This is a genomic window from Dyadobacter sandarakinus (assembly GCF_016894445.1).
Lineage (GTDB): Bacteria > Bacteroidota > Bacteroidia > Cytophagales > Spirosomataceae > Dyadobacter > Dyadobacter sandarakinus.
Genome location: NZ_CP056775.1, coordinates 21,486 through 42,136 on the forward strand (window position 1 = coordinate 21,486; position 20,651 = coordinate 42,136).

Sequence of the window (20,651 nt, forward strand, 5' to 3'; positions counted from 1 at the left end):
GTCTAGTTTTTTGCTGTTTTTAAATAACGAAACTGATAAAGGACGCCTATGGAAAAAGAGGTGCTCTGGCCCACATTGGAACCTTCCAGCACATAGCCTGCCCGCGCATTCACCCCGATGTTACGAGGCTGAAATTTGGCATAAACCCCCGCAATCGTCGATCTCATGTTATTGGTGGGGAAAGGCATATCGTTGCGCCGGATGTAGTCACCTCCGTCACATGCGCCGTGCTCCACATATGCCTCAGCCTGGATGCCGTGTTTGAGGTACCCCAGCCGTGCAGACATGTCGTAGGCATTGGGTACACTTACCTGCCCGGTATTATAAATCTGATTGTCAGCCTGGTAGGCATCACGGTCGATGTTGATTTTACTGCGGAAAATGTAGCTGCCCGAAGCTGTCACATAGAGGCCCGTGCCTGCATGGCGGTAGCTGGCCAGCAGCCTGGCTGTGGCAGTTTTGCACTGCATTCCGATAGACATCGGCATAAAGTCCGCGACATAGTTGTTGGTAGGAATGGACACGCCGCCGATGGCATGCAGTGAAAGTCCTGAAACATTCAGAAATCGGTATTTGGCCCAAAGGGAGGCGTCTTGAACCCCATGCTGCCACATGAGATTGCCCGCGCTGGTTTTGGTCCATATAAAAGGTACAGCTGCGATGATATTGAGATTTTTGGTAATACCAACTGCGAGCATCGGCATCACGCTCTGTGTCGTATGCCGGCCGATGTTCAGGTTTTCGCGCAGCATCTTATTTTCCCAGTATTTATCCCATGAACTATGTCCGTAGGACACCGCAAGACATGCTGTTTTTTTAGACATGTAAATGGCATCATTGGGCATTTGCGCCAGTGCCCGGCTGATAAAACCTGTCAGGAACAGGAGGGTTAAAAAAATGCCTTTGAGGCTTTGTAGAGAATTTAACATATTCAGATGAAATAGGGTAAATCATTCTGGCTGTGTAAGATGCAGCAGAAAAATAAGCGTGTAACAAAGAAGAGGTCTACCCGGAAATACGGGCAGCAGGGTGAACGCAGCCGGCTGACAGCCAGGCATTACATGAATCAGGAGAGAAGTTCGGGAGGTGGGGTAGGCAGGCTTGCCGTGGCTGCGGTGTACGTGCAAATGCGCGTTACTTCATAGCATTGGATTACGCTGGCTGCTATGGCTTCCTGCGGCCAGCTGTAATTAGCGGTATTGGGTATGTAAATTTTTAATAAAGAGCCCAGCAGCTTTAATACCTTGGTGTAGGGATTGCCCGGAAGGGCATTCTCAGGATTACTGGCAGCCTGCATGGCACCTGCCAGCTCAAAAAAGTGATCACGTGCTGCCTGGTTGCTTTGCAGTGTCACATACAGGGTATCATTGGAATGCGTAATGCTGGTCGGATTGTAAAAATTACCATCCCGGCGAATAAGGCCTTCCAGGGATTCGGGCTGGATTTCCGTATTTTCGGAATAGGGAAGTGAAGGCAGGTAAAGCTTTAAAATCTCCGGATCGGTGCCAGCCACATTGACAGCTGCAGACTGGTAATTCTTGTCAAAGAAGAAAACAGCAAAGCTCAGCCCGAACATATTGTAGAGCAGCAGAACAAGAAGTCCTATGGAAGCTATTTTTTTCAATGAAAGAGGATTTGTCACCAAATGTGGGATTTTAGTACGAATTAAGCAAGACCTGCCCGTAAATACTGTAACTTGCTTGGCAGCAATGTTTTAAAGTAACCGGATGTTACTATCGGTACAATCCCCTTTGATGGGCATTAAACGATTTTCAGGACCTGTCCCGGTAATTTTTTCCTCTCCTATTTTTATTCAGATTTTATCACCTTTTTACGGCTATGAACAGATCAGATATTAACCCGACGCCCGCGTTTTTTGACAGGTACATCAACCTGGTTGAAAACATTGACCTCTTTGAGGCATTTGAAAAATATACACCCGAAAATGTTTACCCGGACCTGGAACAGCTGGAAACTTTGGGAGACAAAGTATATGCGCCCGGTAAATGGACGATCAAGGACACGATCCAGCATGTGATAGACAATGAACGTATTATGGGCTACCGTGCCCTTCGTTTTTCAAGAAACGACAAGACGGAACTTGCCGGTTACGACGAAGCGGTGCTGGCAGCCCACACCATGGTCAACAAATGTACCTTGCAAGACCTGATGGAGGAATTTAAAGTAGTGAGAGCTGGTTCAATAGCCTTATTTACCAACATGGACTTTACCATGCTGACCCGCAAAGGCATTGCCAACCAGTCGGAAATTACGCCCCTGGCACTGGGCTTCGTCATTGCGGGCCATCCGATCCATCACATGAACATCATTCGCGAACGATACCTGCCGCTACTCGGCACCATTTAACTGGTGCAGGGCTTCCTCAACGGTCGTTACGGGCAGCTGGCAGGTTTTGTCATAGCACACGTACATTGCGGTAGCTCCATTGATTTCGCTCCGGTTCTGCAGCAGGGGCAGGGTGGAGCTGGTGCTGGTTCCCATCACAATTTTGTTCGGGATGAAAAAACGGTCAAGATCTTTTCGCAGCGTGTCGGCATTGCGTCCGACGATGGCGATTTCGGCGGTGGCTGTGACACCCAGGCAGTAAAGCGCAGCCCAGTTTGTTAACCATTGTACGTCGGTGAGCAGCAGCCGGCTCATTTTACCAAGCATTGTTTCCGCTATTTCGGTGAAGTCCGCGCGGTCCAGCATTTTGCCAAGCAGGTACAGGTTCTCGGCCATCATTGAGTTGGATGCCGGAATGACATTGTCAAAAATCTCCTTTTTACGCGCAATCAGCTGTTCGCCGCCTGCATCTGTAAAGTGAAAAAACTTGTCCTCCTCATCATAAAAGTTACTGACGGTATAGTCTGTGAGTGAGGCCGCGGCAGTAAGCCACTTTTCGTCAAAAGTAACCTGGTACAGGCCCAGGTATCCTTCGGTAACAGCAACATAGTCTTCCAGAAAGGCTGTGATGGTGGCCTTTCCATTTTTGTAGGAGTGCCGCAGCGTAGTATCACGGGTCATTTTTTCAAAGATGAAATTACCTGTACTGACAGCCAGCTGGCGGATTTTCTCATCTCCAAGTGCCCGGTAAGCATCTGTAAGGCCTTTTATCAGCAAGCCATTCCAAGATGCCAAGATTTTGTCGTCCAGTCCCGGACGTACGCGTGCAGCCCTGACGGAGGCAAGTTTGGTGAGGGCGGCTTGGTACTTTTCAGTCAGGTTCTGAGCCGGGTCTAACCCCGCCAGTATTTTTTCGGGATCGGCCGTCAGGTGCAGGTGATTATGTCCATCCTCCCAGTTACCTTCCTCAGAAATGTTATAAAGCTTTGAAAACCAGTCGTAATCCGCTCCCAGGATCTCCCGCAGCTCGCTGGCAGTCCATATGTAAAACTTGCCTTCGACCCCTTCACTATCAGCATCCAGTGCTGAGTAAAACCCACCGTCCGCATCCAGCATTTCGGTTTCCAGCCAGCTGATGGTTTTTTCGATACGATCTTTGTACAGCGGGTTTGCGGTAAGTGAGTAGGCTTGTGCGTAGATGCTCAGTAGCTGTGCGTTGTCGTACAGCATTTTTTCAAAATGAGGTATAAACCATTCATCATCAACAGAGTACCTGGCCCAGCCGCCACCTGCATGATCGTAAATACCCCCCAATGCAATGCGGTTCAGCGTAAGTTCAAGCTGGGCAAGCGCCTCGGGATTCTGACTGATATCGTAGTAGCGCAGCAGGAATTTGTAAATGGAAGGCATCGGGAACTTGGGTGCCCGGTCCATACCTCCCTTGCGGGTGTCAAAGTTTTGTTTTAGTTTTTCAAACATCGTATCCAGATCGTCTCGGGAGAAGTCAATCCCTGACCTGGTGAGCCCGTATTTGGCCGTTTCGGATACCATCATGTTCTGTACAAAACCCTCTGCCGATTCTGCCAGCTGATCGTAATGCGTGTTGAATGCCGTATCAATGCTTTTCAGCAACTGAACCCAGTTTTGCGGCGGGAGGTAAGTCACACCGTAAAAAGGTTTGGCATCAGGCAGCAAGAATACATTCAGCGGCCAGCCCCCGCGCACGCCCATCGCCTGCACCGCATCCATATATACCGCATCTACATCGGGACGCTCCTCACGGTCAACCTTAATGCAGATAAAGTGGGCATTCATCACCTCAGCAATTGCTTCTTTCTCAAAACACTCCCGCTCCATCACATGGCACCAGTGACAGGCTGAGTAGCCGATACTCACGAGGATCGGCTTATTTTCATCCCTGGCTTTTTGCAGTGCCTCTTCGCCCCACGGATACCAATCCACGGGATTATGGGCATGTTGAAGCAGGTATGGGCTGGTTTCTTGACTGAGTCGGTTCATAATTGTTGATGAAAAGTACTACTGGTGCACCACTACCTTCCGGATAATGGTTTTTGAATTGCTGCTGAAACGGGCAAAATACATGCCCGAAGCAAGCCGGGGCAACGTAATGGCGTCGCGGGTTTCGCCGGCGTAGGTGCGGAGCAGCTTTTGCATGACCACCTGTCCTTTCAGGTTCACAAGGGAAAAAGTAATGTTTCCGGCATTTGCACCGGAGAGTACTACATTCAGCTCATGCTGGGCAGCATTGGGGTATACATATGCTTCCGTCAATTCTTCCGGTGCAGAAGTTACCGTATCGTTCAGGTCGAATTTGCATAGAAAAACTTCTTTTCCCCTGAGCGTAATGGTTCTTACCCATTTTTGATAAGATACCAATACCTGCGTTTCTGTCTGGTCGGCGGCATAGGGATTCTGGGCTGCAATCAGGATTTCGCTCCCTTTTACCAAGCCACGCCACACCGGATTTTGCAGCGCCATGTGGTCGCGCGCAGACATCGGTATAACTAGTTCATAGTTTCCTTCAAACATGTTTTTAAATGCTGAAAGACGGTAAAGCCCGTAAATAAAGTGCTCATAGGTACTGTAATTTTCCTGCCTGTTTCCCGGGAAAAATGGGTTTTCCCAAAGCCACAAACCTTTTGCTCCTGAAAAAAACGGGAAAATGGCCGTCGCTTCGGCCATAAAGTCGGATATCAATGGGGTATCCGGATCGTAGCTGTCGTGCACGCGCATCCACACAAACGGAATGACCGGCTTGTTGCTCCACGCCACATTGGCCTCTATGTTAAAAAGCAGGTAGGAAAGGTAATCCTTGCCGATGGGGTGATCGTAACCATAATAGTAATAAGGCGACGGTGTCAGGAAGTCCATCGCATTGTAAAAGCTCCCGCCCACCTGCCCGGCATCGTTTTGAGTGAGGTAGTGCGTTCTCCCGGCATTGGTGGTCCAGTCCTGCCAGCTGTTGGAAGTAATATTGAGCCAGGTATTACGTACGGGTACATCGCTGTAACTGGATACGAGCACACCCGGCTTTTTGCTTTTGAACCGGTTGATCGCTTCCGTGTACCACCAGCGCATGTCTCTTTTATAAGTACTTATAAAGTCGGCATCGGGAAGGTTCCGGTAGCTTTGAGGGATGTTTGCATTTGATTTCAGGGCCAGGATGTCACGGTCTTCCCGCTGCATTCTTTCAATATCCAGGCAGAAGATGGAAGCGTCATAAATGGTCGCTGCATAGTTGTCCCAGTAGGCCCGGTAGGCGGCCGTGTCATTTCCCCACGGACTTCTGAGTGCATTATCGGCCCAGGGCTGATTGCCGCTGGAAGTGGCTACTCCGTACCAGAGATTGGCCCGGTTAGCAGCTGGCAAGGACCCGGGCTCACTGCCACTGAACATGGCCAGGTGCGAAAAGCCGTGTTTGAGCGGCTGCGACTGCGTATCACCAAACCGCGTGGCGGAGTAGATGACGGTAAAGGGAAGTGTAAATTCAGGAAATTTATCCCACTCAATCGTATTATTTGCCGTGACCGGGTTTAGCACATAACCGGGCTGACAATCCTGAGCCCAACCCACTTTACCTGCGAGCAGGAGATAAAGCAACAGGGTAAGTAATCTTCCTGAACACATCTTTAAGTTAAATCCCATAAGATTCGACCAAACAAATTCGTTACTTTTGCACTATCCTGAATTTCACTTTTCCGGGAGCGGCGGTACCTGCCGGCATTCATTTTTAAGTTTTAAAAAACACTCTCCGTAACACATATTTAACTTCTATGAAACGATTACTGCTGTTTTTTCCACTCCTGCTCCTGTTTGTTATTGCCGGTTGCGATAAAGATAAGGATGAAAACGAAACCCCCCAGCTTACCGAAAAGGATAAGATCCTGGTAAGCTATCCGTGGAGGATGACGGCGGTGACCGACCTGAATGGAAAAACGATCCCGAACAGCCAGCTCAATATCGAGACCCAGGCCATCGGTGAATACATGGATATCCAGTTTTTACAAAATAACGTGACGAAGGCCATCGAGCGTAAGTCCAGCCAGGTGATCAATGGTGGTACCTGGTACCTGATTAACAACAATGCAACCCTTGACATCAAAGTTTCGGGCTTTTCGGGTGAGTTTGGTGTGCAGGAGCTTACCAACAGCCGGTTAAGATTAAAAAGCAAAATGCCGGTTGCCGGCACTGAGCAGGAGACACTGATGGTCTTTGAGCCTGTGATCAAATAATTGGCACCAGTAACGTGCAGGAAAGCGGCTTTTCAATGCCGCTTTTTTTATTTTGCAGCAAACAATTTTCAATGAAAAAAAACGATCCGGTAGTCGTCAATGCCTGGTGCATGTACGACTGGGCCAACTCCGTGCATGCGCTGGTCATTGTGTCGAGCATATTTCCGGTTTATTTCAGCGCTACCGCCCTTCATGCATCCGGCACACCTGAGACTAATTTCCTGGGATTGCAGATTAAGAGTTCGGTCCTGTTTTCCTACACAGTTTCCTTTGCTTTCCTGATTACTGCGGCCGCTGTTCCCCTGTGCACTGCGGTGGCGGATGCTACGGGCAAAAAGAAAACTTTCATGCAGTTTTTCTGCTACCTGGGCGCGCTGAGCTGTATGGGGCTTTACTTTTTTACAAAAGAAACACTCATCCCGTCAATTTTTCTGTTTGGGCTAAGCCTTGTAGGGTGGAGTGGGAGCATTGTATTTTATGACTCTTACCTGCCGCAAATTGCAACCGAGGATAATTTCGACAGGTACAGTGCACGGGGTTTTTCAATGGGTTATCTGGGCAGTGTTTTGTTGCTGCTGTTTAATCTGAGCATGATCCTGGCGCCGGGCTTCTATGGTATTACGGATAAAGCATTGCCGGCGCGCATCAGCTTTTTTACAGTGGGATTGTGGTGGATTTTGTTTGCACAAATACCTTTTCACTACCTTCCTGCCGGTACACCTACCCGTGAGAAGTCTGGAAACTGGATCTTCAACGGCTTTAAAGAACTAGCGGGCATATACCGCGAACTGCGCAGGCAGCCCTACCTTGCACAATTTCTTACTGCATTTTTCATTTACACCATGGGTGTCCGCACGGTCATGTATGTGGCTACCCTTTTTGGCGCAACCGAGTTGAAGCTGCCGTCGCAAAGCCTGATCATTACCGTGTTGCTGATCCAGCTGGTAGGAATTATTGGTTCCTATACATTCGCCTGGCTGTCGGGATGGATCGGTAATATTTATGCATTAATGGTCGGCGTTTCTATTTGGATTGGTATTTGTCTCGGGGCATATTACACCACGGAAGCAATGGAGTTTTATTTTGTAGCATGTGCCGTAGGAATGGTAATGGGCGGCATACAGTCGCTATCGCGTTCTACCTACTCCAAGCTCATTCCGGAGCATACTTCCGAGACGGCATCGTATTTCAGTTTTTATGATGTGACGGAAAAAATCGCTATTGTAACCGGCACGTTTATCTACGGCACTGTTGAATATCTCACCGGAAGTATGCGCAACAGCATTCTTGCATTGCTGATCATTTTCGTTATCGGACTGGTATTACTGTCGCGGATACCGTCCCGCAAAGTTTACCATTTCGGATTGGAGGGTAACAAAAATTGATTTAATATTGAAGCCCCAAGAAGGATGTTAGCTCAGCTGGTTCAGAGCGCCGCCTTGACAGGGCGGAGGTCAGCGGTTCGAACCCGCTACGTCCTACAAACAGAAAAGCTGCGGATTTCCGCAGCTTTTCTGTTTTTGTAATCATACATGAATGCTCTTCCTATACCATCCACTAGTTAATCGATAGTCCCCCGCCTGCATAGCCTGTCACTGTGTTGGCCAATGATAATCCGGTAGCAGTGGATGAAAAAACAAGCAGCAGCCTGTCCTGCGCATTTACGGGAATAGCAAGTCCGGTTGTGATTCCTGCGTTTGTTGTGCCAATTGAAATAATGCCTGTCAGTGAGGGTGCAAGTGTCACGGAAGCACCTGGTATGGCAGTGAAAACATTGCTGCCATTGGACGCGACAAAAAGCTGGGCAGTTACCGTAACAGCTGTGCCAACCAATGAAAGTGCAATAGTGGCCGAAAAGTTAGCTGCCAGTGAAGTGATCGTACCCGCCCGTGGAACTGTAAATGCCATATTTGGCGTGCTGGTAAGGTCAATGATCCCACCGATCAGAGATACGCCGGTCGTGGAATTGCCAAATGCAACCAATGAGGATGTTCCTGCCAGCCCGCCAACCAGGGTCGTCATTGTAACAGGCAAACCCGATGCATATGGAATGATTGCAGCACCAGGCGCCGCCGCAGCGGGCGTGAGGGGTTTCCAGGTGTCACCATCAAAGTAGTAAAAGCCCGGCGTATTATCAGTCTGGTAAATCAGCAAGCCATTTGCAGGATTCTGAATGCCATTTCGTGCGGCTTGCGGCATCCTCGGAATCAGTACACCTTTATTAGGAGCTTGTACTTCAAGCTGGGCGCTGGGATCTGGATTAATGGTTCCTACACCCACCTGGGCACGTGCTGAAAATGCTGTAATTGTAAGAATCAGCATGGCAATCAAGGGGCGCAAGGCGGACCGTTTCAGGGATTGTTGCGGGATAGTATTAATGGAATATCTCATTGCTTTACAATTTAAAGAGTTGTTTGATGTTTGATTGTTGCCGTCTTTCCGGCTGTTTATACGAGATCCCGTCGCAGTATATGTAGTGTAAAACAGGGTTCTTGTTCCCCAGAGCGCTGTGAAAGGGGCGGAGAATTGGCGGGATGCCTGAGATGCAGGTGCTGTCATGGAGGCGACACAGGTGAATCACCGATTCGCATGACTGTCCAGGTAATACCATTGCTGCTTGAACCCAATTCGATAGCAGCCGTGTATCCGTCGTTGTCGTAATACAAACCCAGCTGGTCATTTTGATTCAGTGAAAGGACATCATCAAAAACAAGTGTCCCCGTATTGACCATTGTACGGAGCGTCAAAACCAGTGCTATGTTGACATTGTAAATCGGAAACAAGCTTCTTCCAACCTCGGAACCATTTACACGAACCTGAATATTTGGATCAACCCCGGCACCAAGTGAAACGGTAGATGCTGTGGGCTGTACATAGTTCAGCTTGGCTGAAACCTTGTAAAGTCCGTTTTGCGGAACGGTATAGGTACTGGTGGATACATCTAATGATCCCTGATTTATATACCTGATAAACCATGACGCGTTAATGGCACCCGCTGTACTCTGCGAGCTTGTTGTACCTACGGCCGAGAAGCCGATTGCGGGAGCATTGGAACCCGCCCCGGCGATCGGCAGCCATTGGCTTCCATTGAAATAATAAAACCCCGGAGTATTGTCGGTCTGATAAATCAGCAAACCATTGGCGGGCGCGGCGATCGAGCTTCGACCCGACTCTGTTAACCTGGGAATCAGTATACCCTTATTGGATGCGGTAACATCAAGCTGTGCACTTGCGTCGGGCGTGGTTGTTCCTACACCTACCTGCGCCAGCGCTGTAAAGCTGAGTACTGTCAGTGCAAGAAAAGTCGTATAGCCCAGTAAAGTACGGACGTACTTTGCCGGTAAACAGATGTGAATGTTTGATTTCATTGAGGAAACGCTTTGCAGTGATTACTTCTTTACAACCTTGATCGTTTGCATACTTCCGTTTTGCCGCACCACCTGCAAAAGGTAGAGGCCGGAAGGATAGCTTTTAACGTCGATTTCTGCGGCACTTTTCTGATCCTGGGTGTCGAGCAGCTTGCGGCCGAGACCATCAATCAGTCGCACACTCCGTACTTTGTTCCAATCATCCACTGTAACAAGAAGCTTGTCTGCGGTAGGATTAGGGTACACGGATGCTGCGAGTACACTTTCCATATACAGCTTTCTGAGCTGGCTGAATGAAAAGGAGCCGTCATTATCTACAAGGCGTAATCGGTAATAGTTGTCACCTGCGACGGGTGCATTGTCGGTAAAAGTATAGTCCTTCGCTTCCCGGCTCTCGCCTGCTGCGGTAACCATACCCAATGCAGTCCAGGTGCGTGCATCGACGCTGCGCTGCACTTCGAAGAAAGCGCTGTTTGATTCAAGGGAAGTTTTCCAGCTCAGCTGTGCTGCACCGCCTTCTTTCCTGAGCAGGAAATTTACCAGGGAAACCGGCAATGCATTTTCGGTGGCGGCAGTGACCCGGTCGAATGTAATAGGCGTTGCAAAATCGCTATACATGTAATTAAGCCCCTGATCGATCACCGTGTTGGTAGCACTGGTGTAATTCGTGTTGCCAAACGTAAGCTTAAGAGCGGATTCGGTGTTGTTGTTCAGTTCACTGTCATTGTAGAAAAATCCGAGGCGCCCGATAAAGCCGGTGAGGGGCGAATCAAACAGGTAAACTCTTGCAATGCTTGGCGGCTGACCATCAACAGGCTGCGCGTTGATAGCCTGTGTTTTGTTTTCAAGGGTGATAGGTTCACCTGGTCTTAATGTCAGACCATTAAGATAAACGTCGGTGCCGGTACCAATGAAAAACCCATCCGTACCTGCGGTAAATTGGGCGTGAGCAGCACCTGTGGAGAACAGTGCAAGCTGACAGAATAATAGACAACGTTTCATGAAGTTAATGTTTGATTGAGTGAGATAACATGAATTAGTTATAATGCATGCTGAACAAATGTAGATAAAGAATTAACTTTTACTAATAAAAAATTATAGAGTTAGTTCTATTAATTATAGAAAAGTTGCAGTGATAGTTAGAATGTTTATATTTTGTAAAACAAAAAAAGCGACCCGGAATAAACCGGGTCGCTTTTTCTTTTGAACGCTTAGCCTTTAAAAAGGCATGTATTATAATGTTCGTTTTACTTCACGCAATTCGAAGCTTTCTATGATATCTCCAACTTCTATATCGTTGTAATTTTTTACGCTCAAACCACACTCGTAACCGTTGCGAACTTCCTGGACATCGTCTTTGTAACGTTTGAGGGAGTCGATCTCTCCGGTGAATAGTACGATACCATCCCTGACAACCCTGATCTTGTTGTTACGTTTCACATAGCCGTCAGTAACATAACATCCTGCAATGGTACCGATCCGGCTGATCTTGAATACTTCCCTGATCTCGATGTTACCAGTAATGATCTCCTCGATGGTTGGAGCAAGCATACCTGTCATCGCATCCTTAATCTCCTCGATGGCATTGTAAATCACCGAGTAGTGGCGGATTTCGATCTGATCTTGCTCTGCCAGTTTTTTGGCGTTTGAAGACGGCCTCACCTGGAATCCTACGATAATCGCATCAGATGCAATCGCAAGGTTGACGTCCGATTCCGAAATCTGACCTACGGCCTTGTGAATGATATTTACCTGTACTTCATTGGTAGAGAGTTGCAGCAGTGAGTCAGAAAGCGCTTCAACCGATCCGTCCACGTCACCTTTTACAATCAGGTTAAGTTCACGGAAACTTCCGATTGCCTTCCGGCGGCCAATTTCTTCCAGGGTAATATGCTTACGTGTCCTGATCGACTGCTCGCGCTGGATTTGTTCGCGTTTGGTAGCAATATCCCTGGCATCACGTTCATTTTCAAATACATTGAAGCGGTCACCGGCTTGTGGAGCTCCATTCAAGCCCAGCAGCTGCACAGGCGTTGAAGGTCCTGCTGTTTTAAGGCGTCTTCCAAGATAGTCAGTCATCGCCTTCACTTTTCCGAAATGAGCTCCGGCAAGTACCACATCACCTACTTTCAGCGTACCCGTTTCAACCAGGATTGTAGTCACATAGCCACGGCCTTTATCCAGGGATGCTTCTACCACGGTACCGATGGCACGGCGGTCTGGGTTTGCTTTCAATTCAAGAAGCTCTGCTTCCAGCAATACTTTTTCAAGCAGCTCGTCGATACCAAGGCCGGTTTTGGAAGAAATTTCCTGCGTCTGGTATTTACCACCCCATTCTTCCACGAGGAGGTTCATGTTGGCAAGTTCTTCCCGCACTTTCTCTGTATTGGCACCCGGCTTATCTACTTTACTGAATGCAAATACAATGGGTACACCAGCTACCTGTGCGTGGTTAATAGCTTCGCGGGTTTGAGGCATTACGGCATCATCCGCTGCAATCACTACAATAACCACGTCAGTTACCTTCGCACCACGGGCACGCATTGCTGTAAATGCTTCGTGACCCGGTGTATCAAGGAATGTTACTTTCTTACCGGTTTTGGTCATTACACTATATGCACCAATGTGCTGGGTAATACCACCCGCTTCGCGGCTCGCTACATTTTCACTCCGGATATAGTCAAGAAGCGACGTTTTACCATGGTCAACGTGACCCATGATGGTAACGATAGGAGCACGTTCTTTCAGGTTTTCTTCGGCGTCAACTTCTTCCTGCACATCACCCTGCACTTCTTCTTCCGCAGAGATGAACGACACTTCAAAGCCAAACTCGTCCGAAATGAATGTGATCGCCTCCGCATCAAGACGCTGGTTAATGGATACGAACATACCCATGCTCATACATACGGAAATAACTTCCTGCACGGTCACGTCCATCAATGACGCAAGGTCATTCGCTGAAACGAATTCGGTTACGCGCAATACTTTTGTTTCGTCGTCGCCGAAGCCGTGGGCATCATTGGCGTCTGCGCGGTCTCTTCTTCTGCCGCCTTTTCCGCCACGGGCCATGTTCCGGGTGTTACCACCACCCATACGGGCCATGGTAGCGCGAATGTTGTCCGACACTTCTTTATCAGACACTTCCTCACGTTTGGTACCGCGGCGGTTGTTACCTGTATTGTTGTTACTATTGTTATTATTGTTACTACCCGAGCGGTTGGTGCCAGGTTTTGCAGTGTTGTTATTATTTTGCTGGTTGCCTGTGCCCGGTGCATTGCGGTTTACAGGTGCTGCATTCGGATCTTTCGGCCGGTTTGGATCGGCAGTTGCCGGAGCATCCGCAGGACGGTTTTCGCCGCTTACAGGTGCACCATCACGAATGCGTTTTCTTTTTCTTCTTCGTTTTTTATCAGCAGCCGAGTCACTGGAAGCAACCGGGTCTTTTTTCTTCGCCTGTGTGGTAGGCAGTTCAATTTTACCTACTACCCGCAATCCCCGGAGCTGTTCGCCTTTGGCTTCGATTAATTCGGAAGGTTCATTTTCAGGCGTAGTTTCAGCAGGTGCAGGAGCAGCAGGCTGTGCAACCGGCGGAGCAGGCGCTTCAACAACCGGAGCAGGTGCCGGTTCTTCGGCAACAGGCTGCGGCACTGCTTCCACTACGGGAGCAACCGGTGCAGCCGGTGCTTTCTCGGGCTGCGGTTCTTCCGCTTTCACAGGCTCTGGCTTCACTTCTTCTACCGGTTTGGTTTCCTGTACTGGTTCAGCGACGGGAGCCGGCTTATGTTCTTCTTTAGCCTCTACAGGCGCACTTTCTTTAACAACTTCCTGGACGGGTTCCTGAGGAACTTCCGCTTTGGGAGCAGGGGCGGGGGCAGCAGGAGGAGTTACCGGCGCACTGCGTTTGGCGCCCAGGTCAATCTTACCTACTACTTTAATGCCCGGAAGGCGGTTTTCAAAAGCTGGCTGGAAAGCCTCCGCTTTTTCTTCCACTACCGGCTTTTCTTCCACAGGCTTGGCAGGCGCATTGCGGAAGTAAAGAATTTCATCTACGTCGCTTTTTACCTTTTCCTCTTTCACCGGCTCAACAGGAGCAGCTACCGGCGGCGCTGGTTTAGCAGTAAGCGAAGAGCGCAAGTCGTCCGACTTGAAGTCCTTTGCAAGAAATTCAATCTGATCAGAATTAATTTTGGTATTAGGGTTACTTTCTACCTTATACCCTTTGGCAGACAGATGATCCACGATTGTAGTTATACCTACATTCAGGATCCGTGCCACTTGGCTAAGGCGCATCATTTTATCTTCTGCCATATTAGCAATTAATAGAAAAAAAGTTTTGCGTTGAAGGAAGAACCGCTTGTCAGACCGTTCAACCTGTATTTTTATTCAAATTCTTTACGCAGAATATCAAGGACCTCCTCGACGGTTGCTTCTTCAAGGTCAGTTCTGCGTACCAGTTCATCCTTGCTCAGGGCCAGCACGCTTTTGGCAGTGTCCAGACCAATTTTGTGGAGCTCGGAAATGATCCACTCATCGATTTCATCAGAGAATTCTGACAAGTCGACGTCTTCATCGTTTTGTTCTTCAATATCCCGGAATACATCGATCTCCATTCCGACCAGCTTGCCCGCAAGCTTGATGTTCTGGCCTCCTTTTCCGATGGCCAGTGAAACCTGGTCGGGTTTAAGGAAAACCGACACCCGCTTGTTCTCGCGGTCGATCTGCATGGAGCTTACCTTTGCCGGGCTCAATGCACGGCTGATCAGCAATTCCAGATTATCGGTATAATTGATTACATCTATATTTTCATTCCCAAGTTCACGTACAATCGAGTGTATGCGTGAGCCTTTCATACCCACACAGGCACCCACCGGATCAATACGGTCGTCGTATGATTCTACCGCAACCTTGGCACGTTCACCCGGTTCGCGTACAACCCTCCGCACAGAAATAATACCGTCATAAATTTCGGGGATCTCAACTTCAAAAAGCCTTTCCAGGAACACCGGAGATGTCCGCGACAGGGTAATTTTGGGAGAACCATTATTCATTTCCACTTTGTGAATGACTGACTTCACCGACTCTCCCTTGCGGAAGCGGTCTTTTGAAATCTGCTCCGTGCGCGGAAGCGAAAGTTCGTTACCTTCCGAATCCACAATGATTACTTCGTGACGCAGGGTTTGATATACCTCGCCTGTAATCATTTCACCTACCTGGTCTTTGTATTTTTCGAACATGATTTCCTTCTCCATGTCCTTGATCTTCTGGATCAGCGTCTGACGGGCTGTTTGTACCAGCCGGCGACCAAACTCCACCAGTTTAACTTCTTCCGCAACTTCTTCGCCTACTTCAAAATCGCTCTGAATCCTGCGCGCCTCAGCCAGCGGAATTTTATTGTATTCCCAGATATCTTCCGAATTATCATCAACAATCTCACGGGTACGCCACATTTCAAGGTCACCACTTTCCGGGTTGATAATGACATCAAAATTGTCATCGGTACCATATTTTTTGCGAATCATAGTACGAAATACCTCTTCTAAAACACTGATCATGGTAGGCCGATCGATGTTTTTGGAGTTTGCAAACTCCGCGAATGATTCAATTAATATTCCGCTATCCATTGCTATTTGATAGAATATTTTGCTGATACTAAGTTATACATATTATATAATTGAGAACAAGCCGTGCTTTTCCCGATCTGATCTTATTTGAATGATATTTCTATCATTGCTTTGGCAACCTCGTCCAGGGGGATTGTCCTGGTCAGTTCCGCTTCCGTCACCGGTGTTTTGGACTTCTTTTTAGGCGGTGCAAGCAGCAGCTGTACTGATGCTTCATTCGCTTCCTGTATCGTTCCGGTAATTGTTTCGCCGCTTTTAAGTGTGGCTTTCAGGTTGCGGCCTATGTTTTTCTTGTATTGTCTTGGTAAAACCAGGGGTTGATCCAGCCCGGGAGAAGAAACTTCCAATGTATACGCATCCGGGAAAATATCCTCATCTTCCAATTGCTTGGCCAGCTGCCGGCTGATGGATGTGCATTGCTGTATTGTAATGCCTTCGTCGCTGTCTGCCAGGATCATCACTTTCGTGCTTGCCTTGGATGGCTTTATGACTACGTCGATCAGGAAACAGTCACTTTCTGCAATTAGCGGCTCCAGCAAAACTTCCAAACGCTCTTTTATCGTCATGTATTGGTTATGCTGCAAATAAAAAAGGGGTTAAGACCCCCTCAATCATTCGATTAAAATAGAATTTGATGCAAAGGTATAACTATTTTATCACTTCTACAAGTTCGGGAGGAGTCTTCCTAATTGGCCTTCTTCGCGTATTTTTGCAAAAAAAATGTCGATTGAATGACTGGTTTTAAAAGAGCGGCCTGGTTTGTTTACCAGCTTTTCGCAGCATACACTATCTTTATTTACATCCTGATATTCTGGACACCGTTCCACTTCTGGATAACCGGATTTATGATGATGTCGTTCCCGGTGGTCATCCTTTTGCATATAGCAGCGGTACTTTTCTGGGTGCTGCTCGATCGCAGGAAAATCTGGCTTCCCATACTGCTGCTGCTGGTTGCCACCGTCTTTCTTCCGCGTACTTATCAGTCTGGGAACAAGCCTGAGCCGGCTTCCGATGCGTTTTCGGTGTTGAGCTACAATGTAGTAGCTTTTCAACGGGATGCTACCCACCACGACAAGCCTATGAGGAGTTATATCCGGCAAATGCAGCGCTGGGTCAGGGATGCCGGTGCGGATGTCATATGCATGCCCGAGTACTACGAGGATGTCACCAAGCTGTATCAGATTAACCGGGTGTTGCACGATGGCGGGTACCGGCACAGCCGTTTTTACAATAACCGTCAGCGCTCCGATCCGAGTTACTGGGGACTGGCAGTATATTCCAGGTACCCAATTATAGCTTCAAAAGACACGGTTTTTATTTCACAAAACGGGATGATCCAGGTAGATGTGAAAATCAGGAAGGATACCGTGCGGGTCATCGGGCTGCATTTCTTCTCGATGACGCTGAATATGGCGCTGCTCAAACAACAAAGAACAGGGGAGGGGTTCAAACGCGAAGGAACCAAGATCCTCCGGCGGATGAAACGTGGATTTGACCGTCATGCAGTGGAGCTTCATGCGCTCGAAACCTGGATCGCGTCTTCACCATACCCGGTAATTGTATGCGGAGATTTTAATGAAACTGCATACAGTTACGTTTACGGCAGGCTCCGGCGCAAACTCTCTAATGCATTTGAGGTGAAGGGAAAAGGTTTTGGCTTTACTTACAACCACACGCCCAATTTTATCCGCATTGACCACCAGTTTTATAGTGACGATCGCCTCGAACTTACCAATTTCATGACGTTTGATACGGTACAGTATTCTGACCATTACCCAATTATGGGAACTTACCGGCTGCGTTAGGGACGGGTTCCCAGGCTGTCCAGCTCTTCGGCAGTGATGGTAGGGGGGAAAATACCTCTGGAAAGTTTTTGCTGAACAAGCTCGCCCGTTTTCAGCGCGTCCTGTCGGGTCTTAAATCCCGCTGTGCCGGGTATGCCGGGAATAACAGGCTGCTCAATGATCAGTGTTGTATCATCATAAATGCGGTAGCCCCAGCCTTCGGTTACCTGATAAGCTTTGACCTTAATACGACCATAGCCTTCGCCTATGGAGCTTGTTCTGTAAAAGAACAAGGCTGCAATAGCGAAGGCTATGAACAAAAACAGGAAAGTTCGTTTTCTCTTGATCGAGATCACTGATTATCGTCGTCGTTAGCGGCAACACTCGGATCAAATGCCCAGAAATCGTCATATCCGTTTGATCCGGTAGGACTTCCGGTACCCATATACCCGGTATTTCCGATTGCGAATCCGGCCGAAAAGCCTCTTTGTCCACCTGCGAAGCTGGATACTTCGGTCCAGGTGTTGGTTCCCGGCTCATAAGAATAGGCATCAGACTTTCCGTTTCCACCTACTATATATGCCTTGCCGTTGATTACCATGGCCAGTGCATGTGAGCGGGTCGGGAAATCAGTATCATCGTGCTCCGTACGGATCCAGGCACCGCTGCCATTGTTGCCCGCAGGATCGAAAACGTAGAGATCCTTGGTTTCCGTGCCGGAGTTGTTGGTTCCAAAACCTACATAAGCCTTATTTTCGAGTGTGAATGAAAGTGCACCCCGGCGTTTTCCGCCTGTGAACGTTGCAATTTCACTCCATTTGTCAGTGGCAGGATCATACTGATAAAAATCCTGGTAGAAACCGCTTCCATTATATCCCAGTCCCACGTAACCTTTGTTGTTCACGGAGAATGCAGTCGCGTACTGGCGGGTTCCGCCCAGGAAATCAGCTACGGCTGTCCACTTGTTGGTGGCAGGATCGTAGGAGTAAAAGTCTTTTTTATAACCATTGTCGATCGTGGTTACATTGTCATAACCTGTTCCGACGTATGCTTTTCCGCCAATTACAAATGCTACTGCATCTGTACGGCCGGTGCCCGCAAAAGGAGCTACCTGCGACCATATTTTAGTACCGGCATTGTAAGCCCAGAAATCCTTCACTCTTGGCACGGTCTCGTTGGTCAGACCAGTACCGATATATCCTCTGTCGCCAATCACAAAGCTTACAGCCCGGGCCCTGGCAGATCCTCCAAAGTTGGGAATGCCGGTTCTGTACCAGTTGCCCAGCAAATCAGGATCTGAATCCTTGTTACAGCTAATTTGAACGAGTGCAGTAGAAGCAATCAGAAGGGCTAACGATGTCTTTCTTAAAGTATTGAACATGTAAACTGTATGGTTTGACTAATTGTTGCGTATGAATGTTTATTTGTAAGACTACCAGAATTCAGCTAAACTTCCCTGACATTGAACAGCTCAGCCTTTTTGAAATTTTTGCAAACATAACATCTTGATGTTGCTAAGTAAAATTCTAAGTTACTTTTTGTCTAAACTTAGGATTGCTCCTGCACAACGTAATGCCTTCACACGATGTTGTCTGCAATGCTTAAACAGGCATTTTTCCGGGTTGCTCCGGGCGGTCAAATTCGAAAGGTAAAATACCCGGCAAACTTCGGCGTTTCATTTACACTTGCCACTTTTTGAATGCGCATTGCGTACCGATACATATCCGTTCTCTTATCGGCATTACGCCGGTGCACGGCTTTTTGTTGCAATCAAACATGAAGTACATTTTTGTCCTGATTACCAGAATCATGTTGTAATTAAGATTGCATCTGATATTTTTGCACTTTTTACTGTCTTGCGTTAGATGAAATTCAACCAATTTCTTATTAAGAAATCTTCAAGGGCTTATAAATTTCTGATCATACTGGGACTGGCGGCTTCCCTTGCAGGATGTGAATGGGGGGATCAGATCGAATCCATCGTACAGCCCAACCCGGACAACTTTTCAGTATTGTTTTCGGATACTGCATCTGTGATGATCTCATCCGTGGGCAGTGACTCCGTAATGACCGGCGCCCCTAGCCGCCTCCTGGTAGGTCGTTACATGGATCCCTATTTTGGAAAAATTCAGGCATCTACCTTCTTTCAGCCTACTACAAACTCCGGCATTTCTGTTCCTGAAACTGCCGTTTACGATTCGCTGATCCTTGCATTGCGCTATGACCAGTACGTATATGGCGATACAACAAAGCCAATGAACCTGAGCGTGCATACTTTGCAGCAGGACATTACGGATAAAAATTCTTACTACAATCACGATACTACACCTTTTGATATTCTACCTATTGCGAAAGTAAAGGTAGTACCGCGTCCCCGTACAAAGCCCTGGCTGAAAATCAAGCTGTCGGATGTACTGGGTAAAGATCTGTTTTCAAAAGGCCAGAACAAGCTGATCAACAACAATAATGACTGGATCAATATTGTAAAAGGCCTTTTGGTTGCCCCGGGAGCCACTGACAATGGTCCTGTGGTAGGTTTCAGGCTCGACAGTGCTTCCGTGCAACTGCATTACCACGTACAGGAAGTAGATGGTGTGCGCAAAGATTCAACCGTATTAAATACGACCGCCCGCTATAACCAGATCCTGGCCGACCGCGCCGGCACACAGCTCGCCAAGCTTCCTTCCGGAAGGCTTGCGCTGCCAGCATCCCAGTCCGGAAATATGTCGTTTATCGAAGGCGGAGTAGGGGTTATGACGAGAGTCGACTTTCCTTATGTGGATCAGTTGAAATACGACCAGTTTACCGTAGTCAACCGTGCTTTCCTGCGTGTTGAGCCACTCAGGGCGTCCCTCACCGACATGCTTCCGGCGCCAAATGCATTGTACGTTTACCTTTGTGATAAAAACAATCAGGTATATACCAATGCCAGCGACGGGCTGGCCACACCGCTGTACCAGATTACCAATACAGGCTCTCAGGCTGTTGCAGGAACGCTCGTCAATGACTTACTCAACAACCGCCAGTACTACCTGTTTGACGTGACTACGTTTGTAACTAGCCTGCTTACGACCGGAACTTCGGATGGCTCGGGGCTTTTGCTGCGTACTTCGCCGTTTAGCACAGCATCTGTGGCTTACCTGGAAGCAGGGACAGAGTTTGGTAAAAGCGTGACCAGACTCGTGATCGGCAGTCAGCAGAATGCGCAGCCGGGTGTAAAGCTGGAACTTTACTATACCAATGTAAAGGTAGACCAGTAAAAAGAGCTTAAACATCAAA

17 protein-coding genes and 1 tRNA gene are annotated in these 20,651 nt (G+C 48.1%); 6 read left to right on the forward strand and 12 right to left on the reverse strand.

The window, feature by feature from the left end; all coding sequences use genetic code 11:
* Window positions 1-2: 2 nt before the first annotated feature.
* Window positions 3-929 (reverse strand): hypothetical protein, encoded by a 927-nt coding sequence (locus HWI92_RS00095; protein ID WP_204660186.1) that lies wholly within the window; start codon window positions 927-929, stop codon window positions 3-5.
* A gap of 137 nt (window positions 930-1,066) precedes the next feature.
* Window positions 1,067-1,624 carry a hypothetical protein gene (locus HWI92_RS00100; RefSeq protein WP_204660187.1) on the reverse strand — a complete coding sequence of 186 codons (558 nt, stop codon included), beginning with the start codon at window positions 1,622-1,624 and terminating at the stop codon, window positions 1,067-1,069.
* A gap of 215 nt (window positions 1,625-1,839) precedes the next feature.
* Between HWI92_RS00100 and HWI92_RS00105 the strand changes: the two genes are divergently transcribed.
* On the forward strand, window positions 1,840-2,367 hold the full coding sequence (locus HWI92_RS00105; protein WP_204660188.1) for a DinB family protein: 528 nt from the start codon (window positions 1,840-1,842) through the stop codon (window positions 2,365-2,367).
* On the opposite strand, the gene HWI92_RS00110 is transcribed toward HWI92_RS00105, so the two are convergent.
* Both HWI92_RS00110 and HWI92_RS00115 read right to left on the reverse strand, forming a co-directional pair.
* Complete coding sequence (locus tag HWI92_RS00110) at window positions 2,350-4,365, reverse strand: thioredoxin domain-containing protein (protein WP_204660189.1); 2,016 nt, start codon at window positions 4,363-4,365, stop codon at window positions 2,350-2,352. The genes HWI92_RS00105 and HWI92_RS00110 overlap by 18 nt on opposite strands.
* Before the next feature lie 18 nt (window positions 4,366-4,383).
* Window positions 4,384-6,012: a T9SS type A sorting domain-containing protein gene (locus HWI92_RS00115; protein ID WP_204660190.1), complete on the reverse strand. Its 1,629-nt coding sequence runs from the start codon at window positions 6,010-6,012 to the stop codon at window positions 4,384-4,386.
* 128 nt (window positions 6,013-6,140) lie between these two features.
* Between HWI92_RS00115 and HWI92_RS00120 the strand changes: the two genes are divergently transcribed.
* The 3 genes from HWI92_RS00120 to HWI92_RS00130 all read left to right on the forward strand — a co-directional run bounded on the left by HWI92_RS00120 (window position 6,141) and on the right by HWI92_RS00130 (window position 8,080).
* Window positions 6,141-6,599, forward strand: a complete 459-nt coding sequence (locus HWI92_RS00120) for a hypothetical protein (protein ID WP_204660191.1) — start codon at window positions 6,141-6,143, stop codon at window positions 6,597-6,599.
* Window positions 6,600-6,670: 71 nt separating this feature from the next.
* A complete protein-coding gene (locus HWI92_RS00125) occupies window positions 6,671-7,984 on the forward strand; it encodes an MFS transporter (RefSeq protein ID WP_204660192.1) in 1,314 nt (437 codons plus the stop codon).
* 21 nt (window positions 7,985-8,005) lie between these two features.
* Window positions 8,006-8,080 (forward strand) — tRNA-Val (locus HWI92_RS00130).
* A 76-nt stretch (window positions 8,081-8,156) separates the two neighbouring features.
* Here HWI92_RS00130 and HWI92_RS00135 read toward each other — a convergent pair.
* The 6 genes from HWI92_RS00135 to rimP form a co-directional block, all read right to left on the reverse strand.
* Window positions 8,157-8,990: an exosporium glycoprotein BclB-related protein gene (locus HWI92_RS00135; RefSeq protein WP_204660193.1), complete on the reverse strand. Its 834-nt coding sequence runs from the start codon at window positions 8,988-8,990 to the stop codon at window positions 8,157-8,159.
* Between the two features lie 164 nt (window positions 8,991-9,154).
* A complete protein-coding gene (locus HWI92_RS00140) occupies window positions 9,155-9,967 on the reverse strand; it encodes a phage tail-like protein (RefSeq protein WP_204660194.1) in 813 nt (270 codons plus the stop codon).
* A 21-nt stretch (window positions 9,968-9,988) separates the two neighbouring features.
* Window positions 9,989-10,969, reverse strand: coding sequence for a T9SS type A sorting domain-containing protein (locus HWI92_RS00145; protein WP_204660195.1), 981 nt, complete (start codon window positions 10,967-10,969; stop codon window positions 9,989-9,991).
* A 231-nt stretch (window positions 10,970-11,200) separates the two neighbouring features.
* Entirely contained in the window at window positions 11,201-14,275 is a 3,075-nt protein-coding gene (gene infB, locus HWI92_RS00150) for a translation initiation factor IF-2 (RefSeq protein ID WP_204660196.1), read from the reverse strand.
* Window positions 14,276-14,346: 71 nt separating this feature from the next.
* Entirely contained in the window at window positions 14,347-15,588 is a 1,242-nt protein-coding gene (nusA, locus tag HWI92_RS00155; RefSeq protein WP_204660197.1) for a transcription termination factor NusA, read from the reverse strand.
* Window positions 15,589-15,671: 83 nt separating this feature from the next.
* A complete protein-coding gene (gene rimP, locus HWI92_RS00160) occupies window positions 15,672-16,172 on the reverse strand; it encodes a ribosome maturation factor RimP (protein WP_229248632.1) in 501 nt (166 codons plus the stop codon).
* Window positions 16,173-16,319: 147 nt separating this feature from the next.
* Between rimP and HWI92_RS00165 the strand changes: the two genes are divergently transcribed.
* Window positions 16,320-17,393 (forward strand): endonuclease/exonuclease/phosphatase family protein, encoded by a 1,074-nt coding sequence (locus HWI92_RS00165; RefSeq protein WP_204660198.1) that lies wholly within the window; start codon window positions 16,320-16,322, stop codon window positions 17,391-17,393.
* On the opposite strand, the gene HWI92_RS00170 is transcribed toward HWI92_RS00165, so the two are convergent.
* On the reverse strand, window positions 17,390-17,692 hold the full coding sequence (locus HWI92_RS00170; RefSeq protein ID WP_229248634.1) for a DUF4907 domain-containing protein: 303 nt from the start codon (window positions 17,690-17,692) through the stop codon (window positions 17,390-17,392). The two genes, HWI92_RS00165 and HWI92_RS00170, sit on opposite strands and share 4 nt — an antisense overlap.
* Before the next feature lie 32 nt (window positions 17,693-17,724).
* On the reverse strand, window positions 17,725-18,753 hold the full coding sequence (locus HWI92_RS00175; RefSeq protein ID WP_204660199.1) for a Kelch repeat-containing protein: 1,029 nt from the start codon (window positions 18,751-18,753) through the stop codon (window positions 17,725-17,727).
* Window positions 18,754-19,237: 484 nt separating this feature from the next.
* Here HWI92_RS00175 and HWI92_RS00180 point away from each other — a divergent pair, with 484 nt between their 5' ends.
* The gene (locus HWI92_RS00180; RefSeq protein ID WP_204660200.1) at window positions 19,238-20,632 is read left to right on the forward strand and encodes a DUF4270 family protein; all 1,395 of its coding nucleotides are present in this window, start codon (window positions 19,238-19,240) and stop codon (window positions 20,630-20,632) included.
* Window positions 20,633-20,651: the final 19 nt, after the last annotated feature.

What these genes read in the sequence shown, in the direction of transcription:
- HWI92_RS00095 (WP_204660186.1), bottom strand. Translation starts at nt 929, where the DNA reads ATGTTAAATTCTCTACAAAGCCTCAAAGGCATTTTTTTAACCCTCCTG.
- HWI92_RS00105 (WP_204660188.1), top strand. Translation starts at nt 1,840, where the DNA reads ATGAACAGATCAGATATTAACCCGACGCCCGCGTTTTTTGACAGGTAC.
- HWI92_RS00110 (WP_204660189.1), bottom strand. Translation starts at nt 4,365, where the DNA reads ATGAACCGACTCAGTCAAGAAACCAGCCCATACCTGCTTCAACATGCC.
- HWI92_RS00115 (WP_204660190.1), bottom strand. Translation starts at nt 6,012, where the DNA reads ATGGGATTTAACTTAAAGATGTGTTCAGGAAGATTACTTACCCTGTTG.
- HWI92_RS00120 (WP_204660191.1), top strand. Translation starts at nt 6,141, where the DNA reads ATGAAACGATTACTGCTGTTTTTTCCACTCCTGCTCCTGTTTGTTATT.
- HWI92_RS00125 (WP_204660192.1), top strand. Translation starts at nt 6,671, where the DNA reads ATGAAAAAAAACGATCCGGTAGTCGTCAATGCCTGGTGCATGTACGAC.
- HWI92_RS00135 (WP_204660193.1), bottom strand. Translation starts at nt 8,990, where the DNA reads ATGAGATATTCCATTAATACTATCCCGCAACAATCCCTGAAACGGTCC.
- HWI92_RS00140 (WP_204660194.1), bottom strand. Translation starts at nt 9,967, where the DNA reads ATGAAATCAAACATTCACATCTGTTTACCGGCAAAGTACGTCCGTACT.
- HWI92_RS00145 (WP_204660195.1), bottom strand. Translation starts at nt 10,969, where the DNA reads ATGAAACGTTGTCTATTATTCTGTCAGCTTGCACTGTTCTCCACAGGT.
- infB (WP_204660196.1), bottom strand. Translation starts at nt 14,275, where the DNA reads ATGGCAGAAGATAAAATGATGCGCCTTAGCCAAGTGGCACGGATCCTG.
- nusA (WP_204660197.1), bottom strand. Translation starts at nt 15,588, where the DNA reads ATGGATAGCGGAATATTAATTGAATCATTCGCGGAGTTTGCAAACTCC.
- HWI92_RS00165 (WP_204660198.1), top strand. Translation starts at nt 16,320, where the DNA reads ATGACTGGTTTTAAAAGAGCGGCCTGGTTTGTTTACCAGCTTTTCGCA.
- HWI92_RS00175 (WP_204660199.1), bottom strand. Translation starts at nt 18,753, where the DNA reads ATGTTCAATACTTTAAGAAAGACATCGTTAGCCCTTCTGATTGCTTCT.
- HWI92_RS00180 (WP_204660200.1), top strand. Translation starts at nt 19,238, where the DNA reads ATGAAATTCAACCAATTTCTTATTAAGAAATCTTCAAGGGCTTATAAA.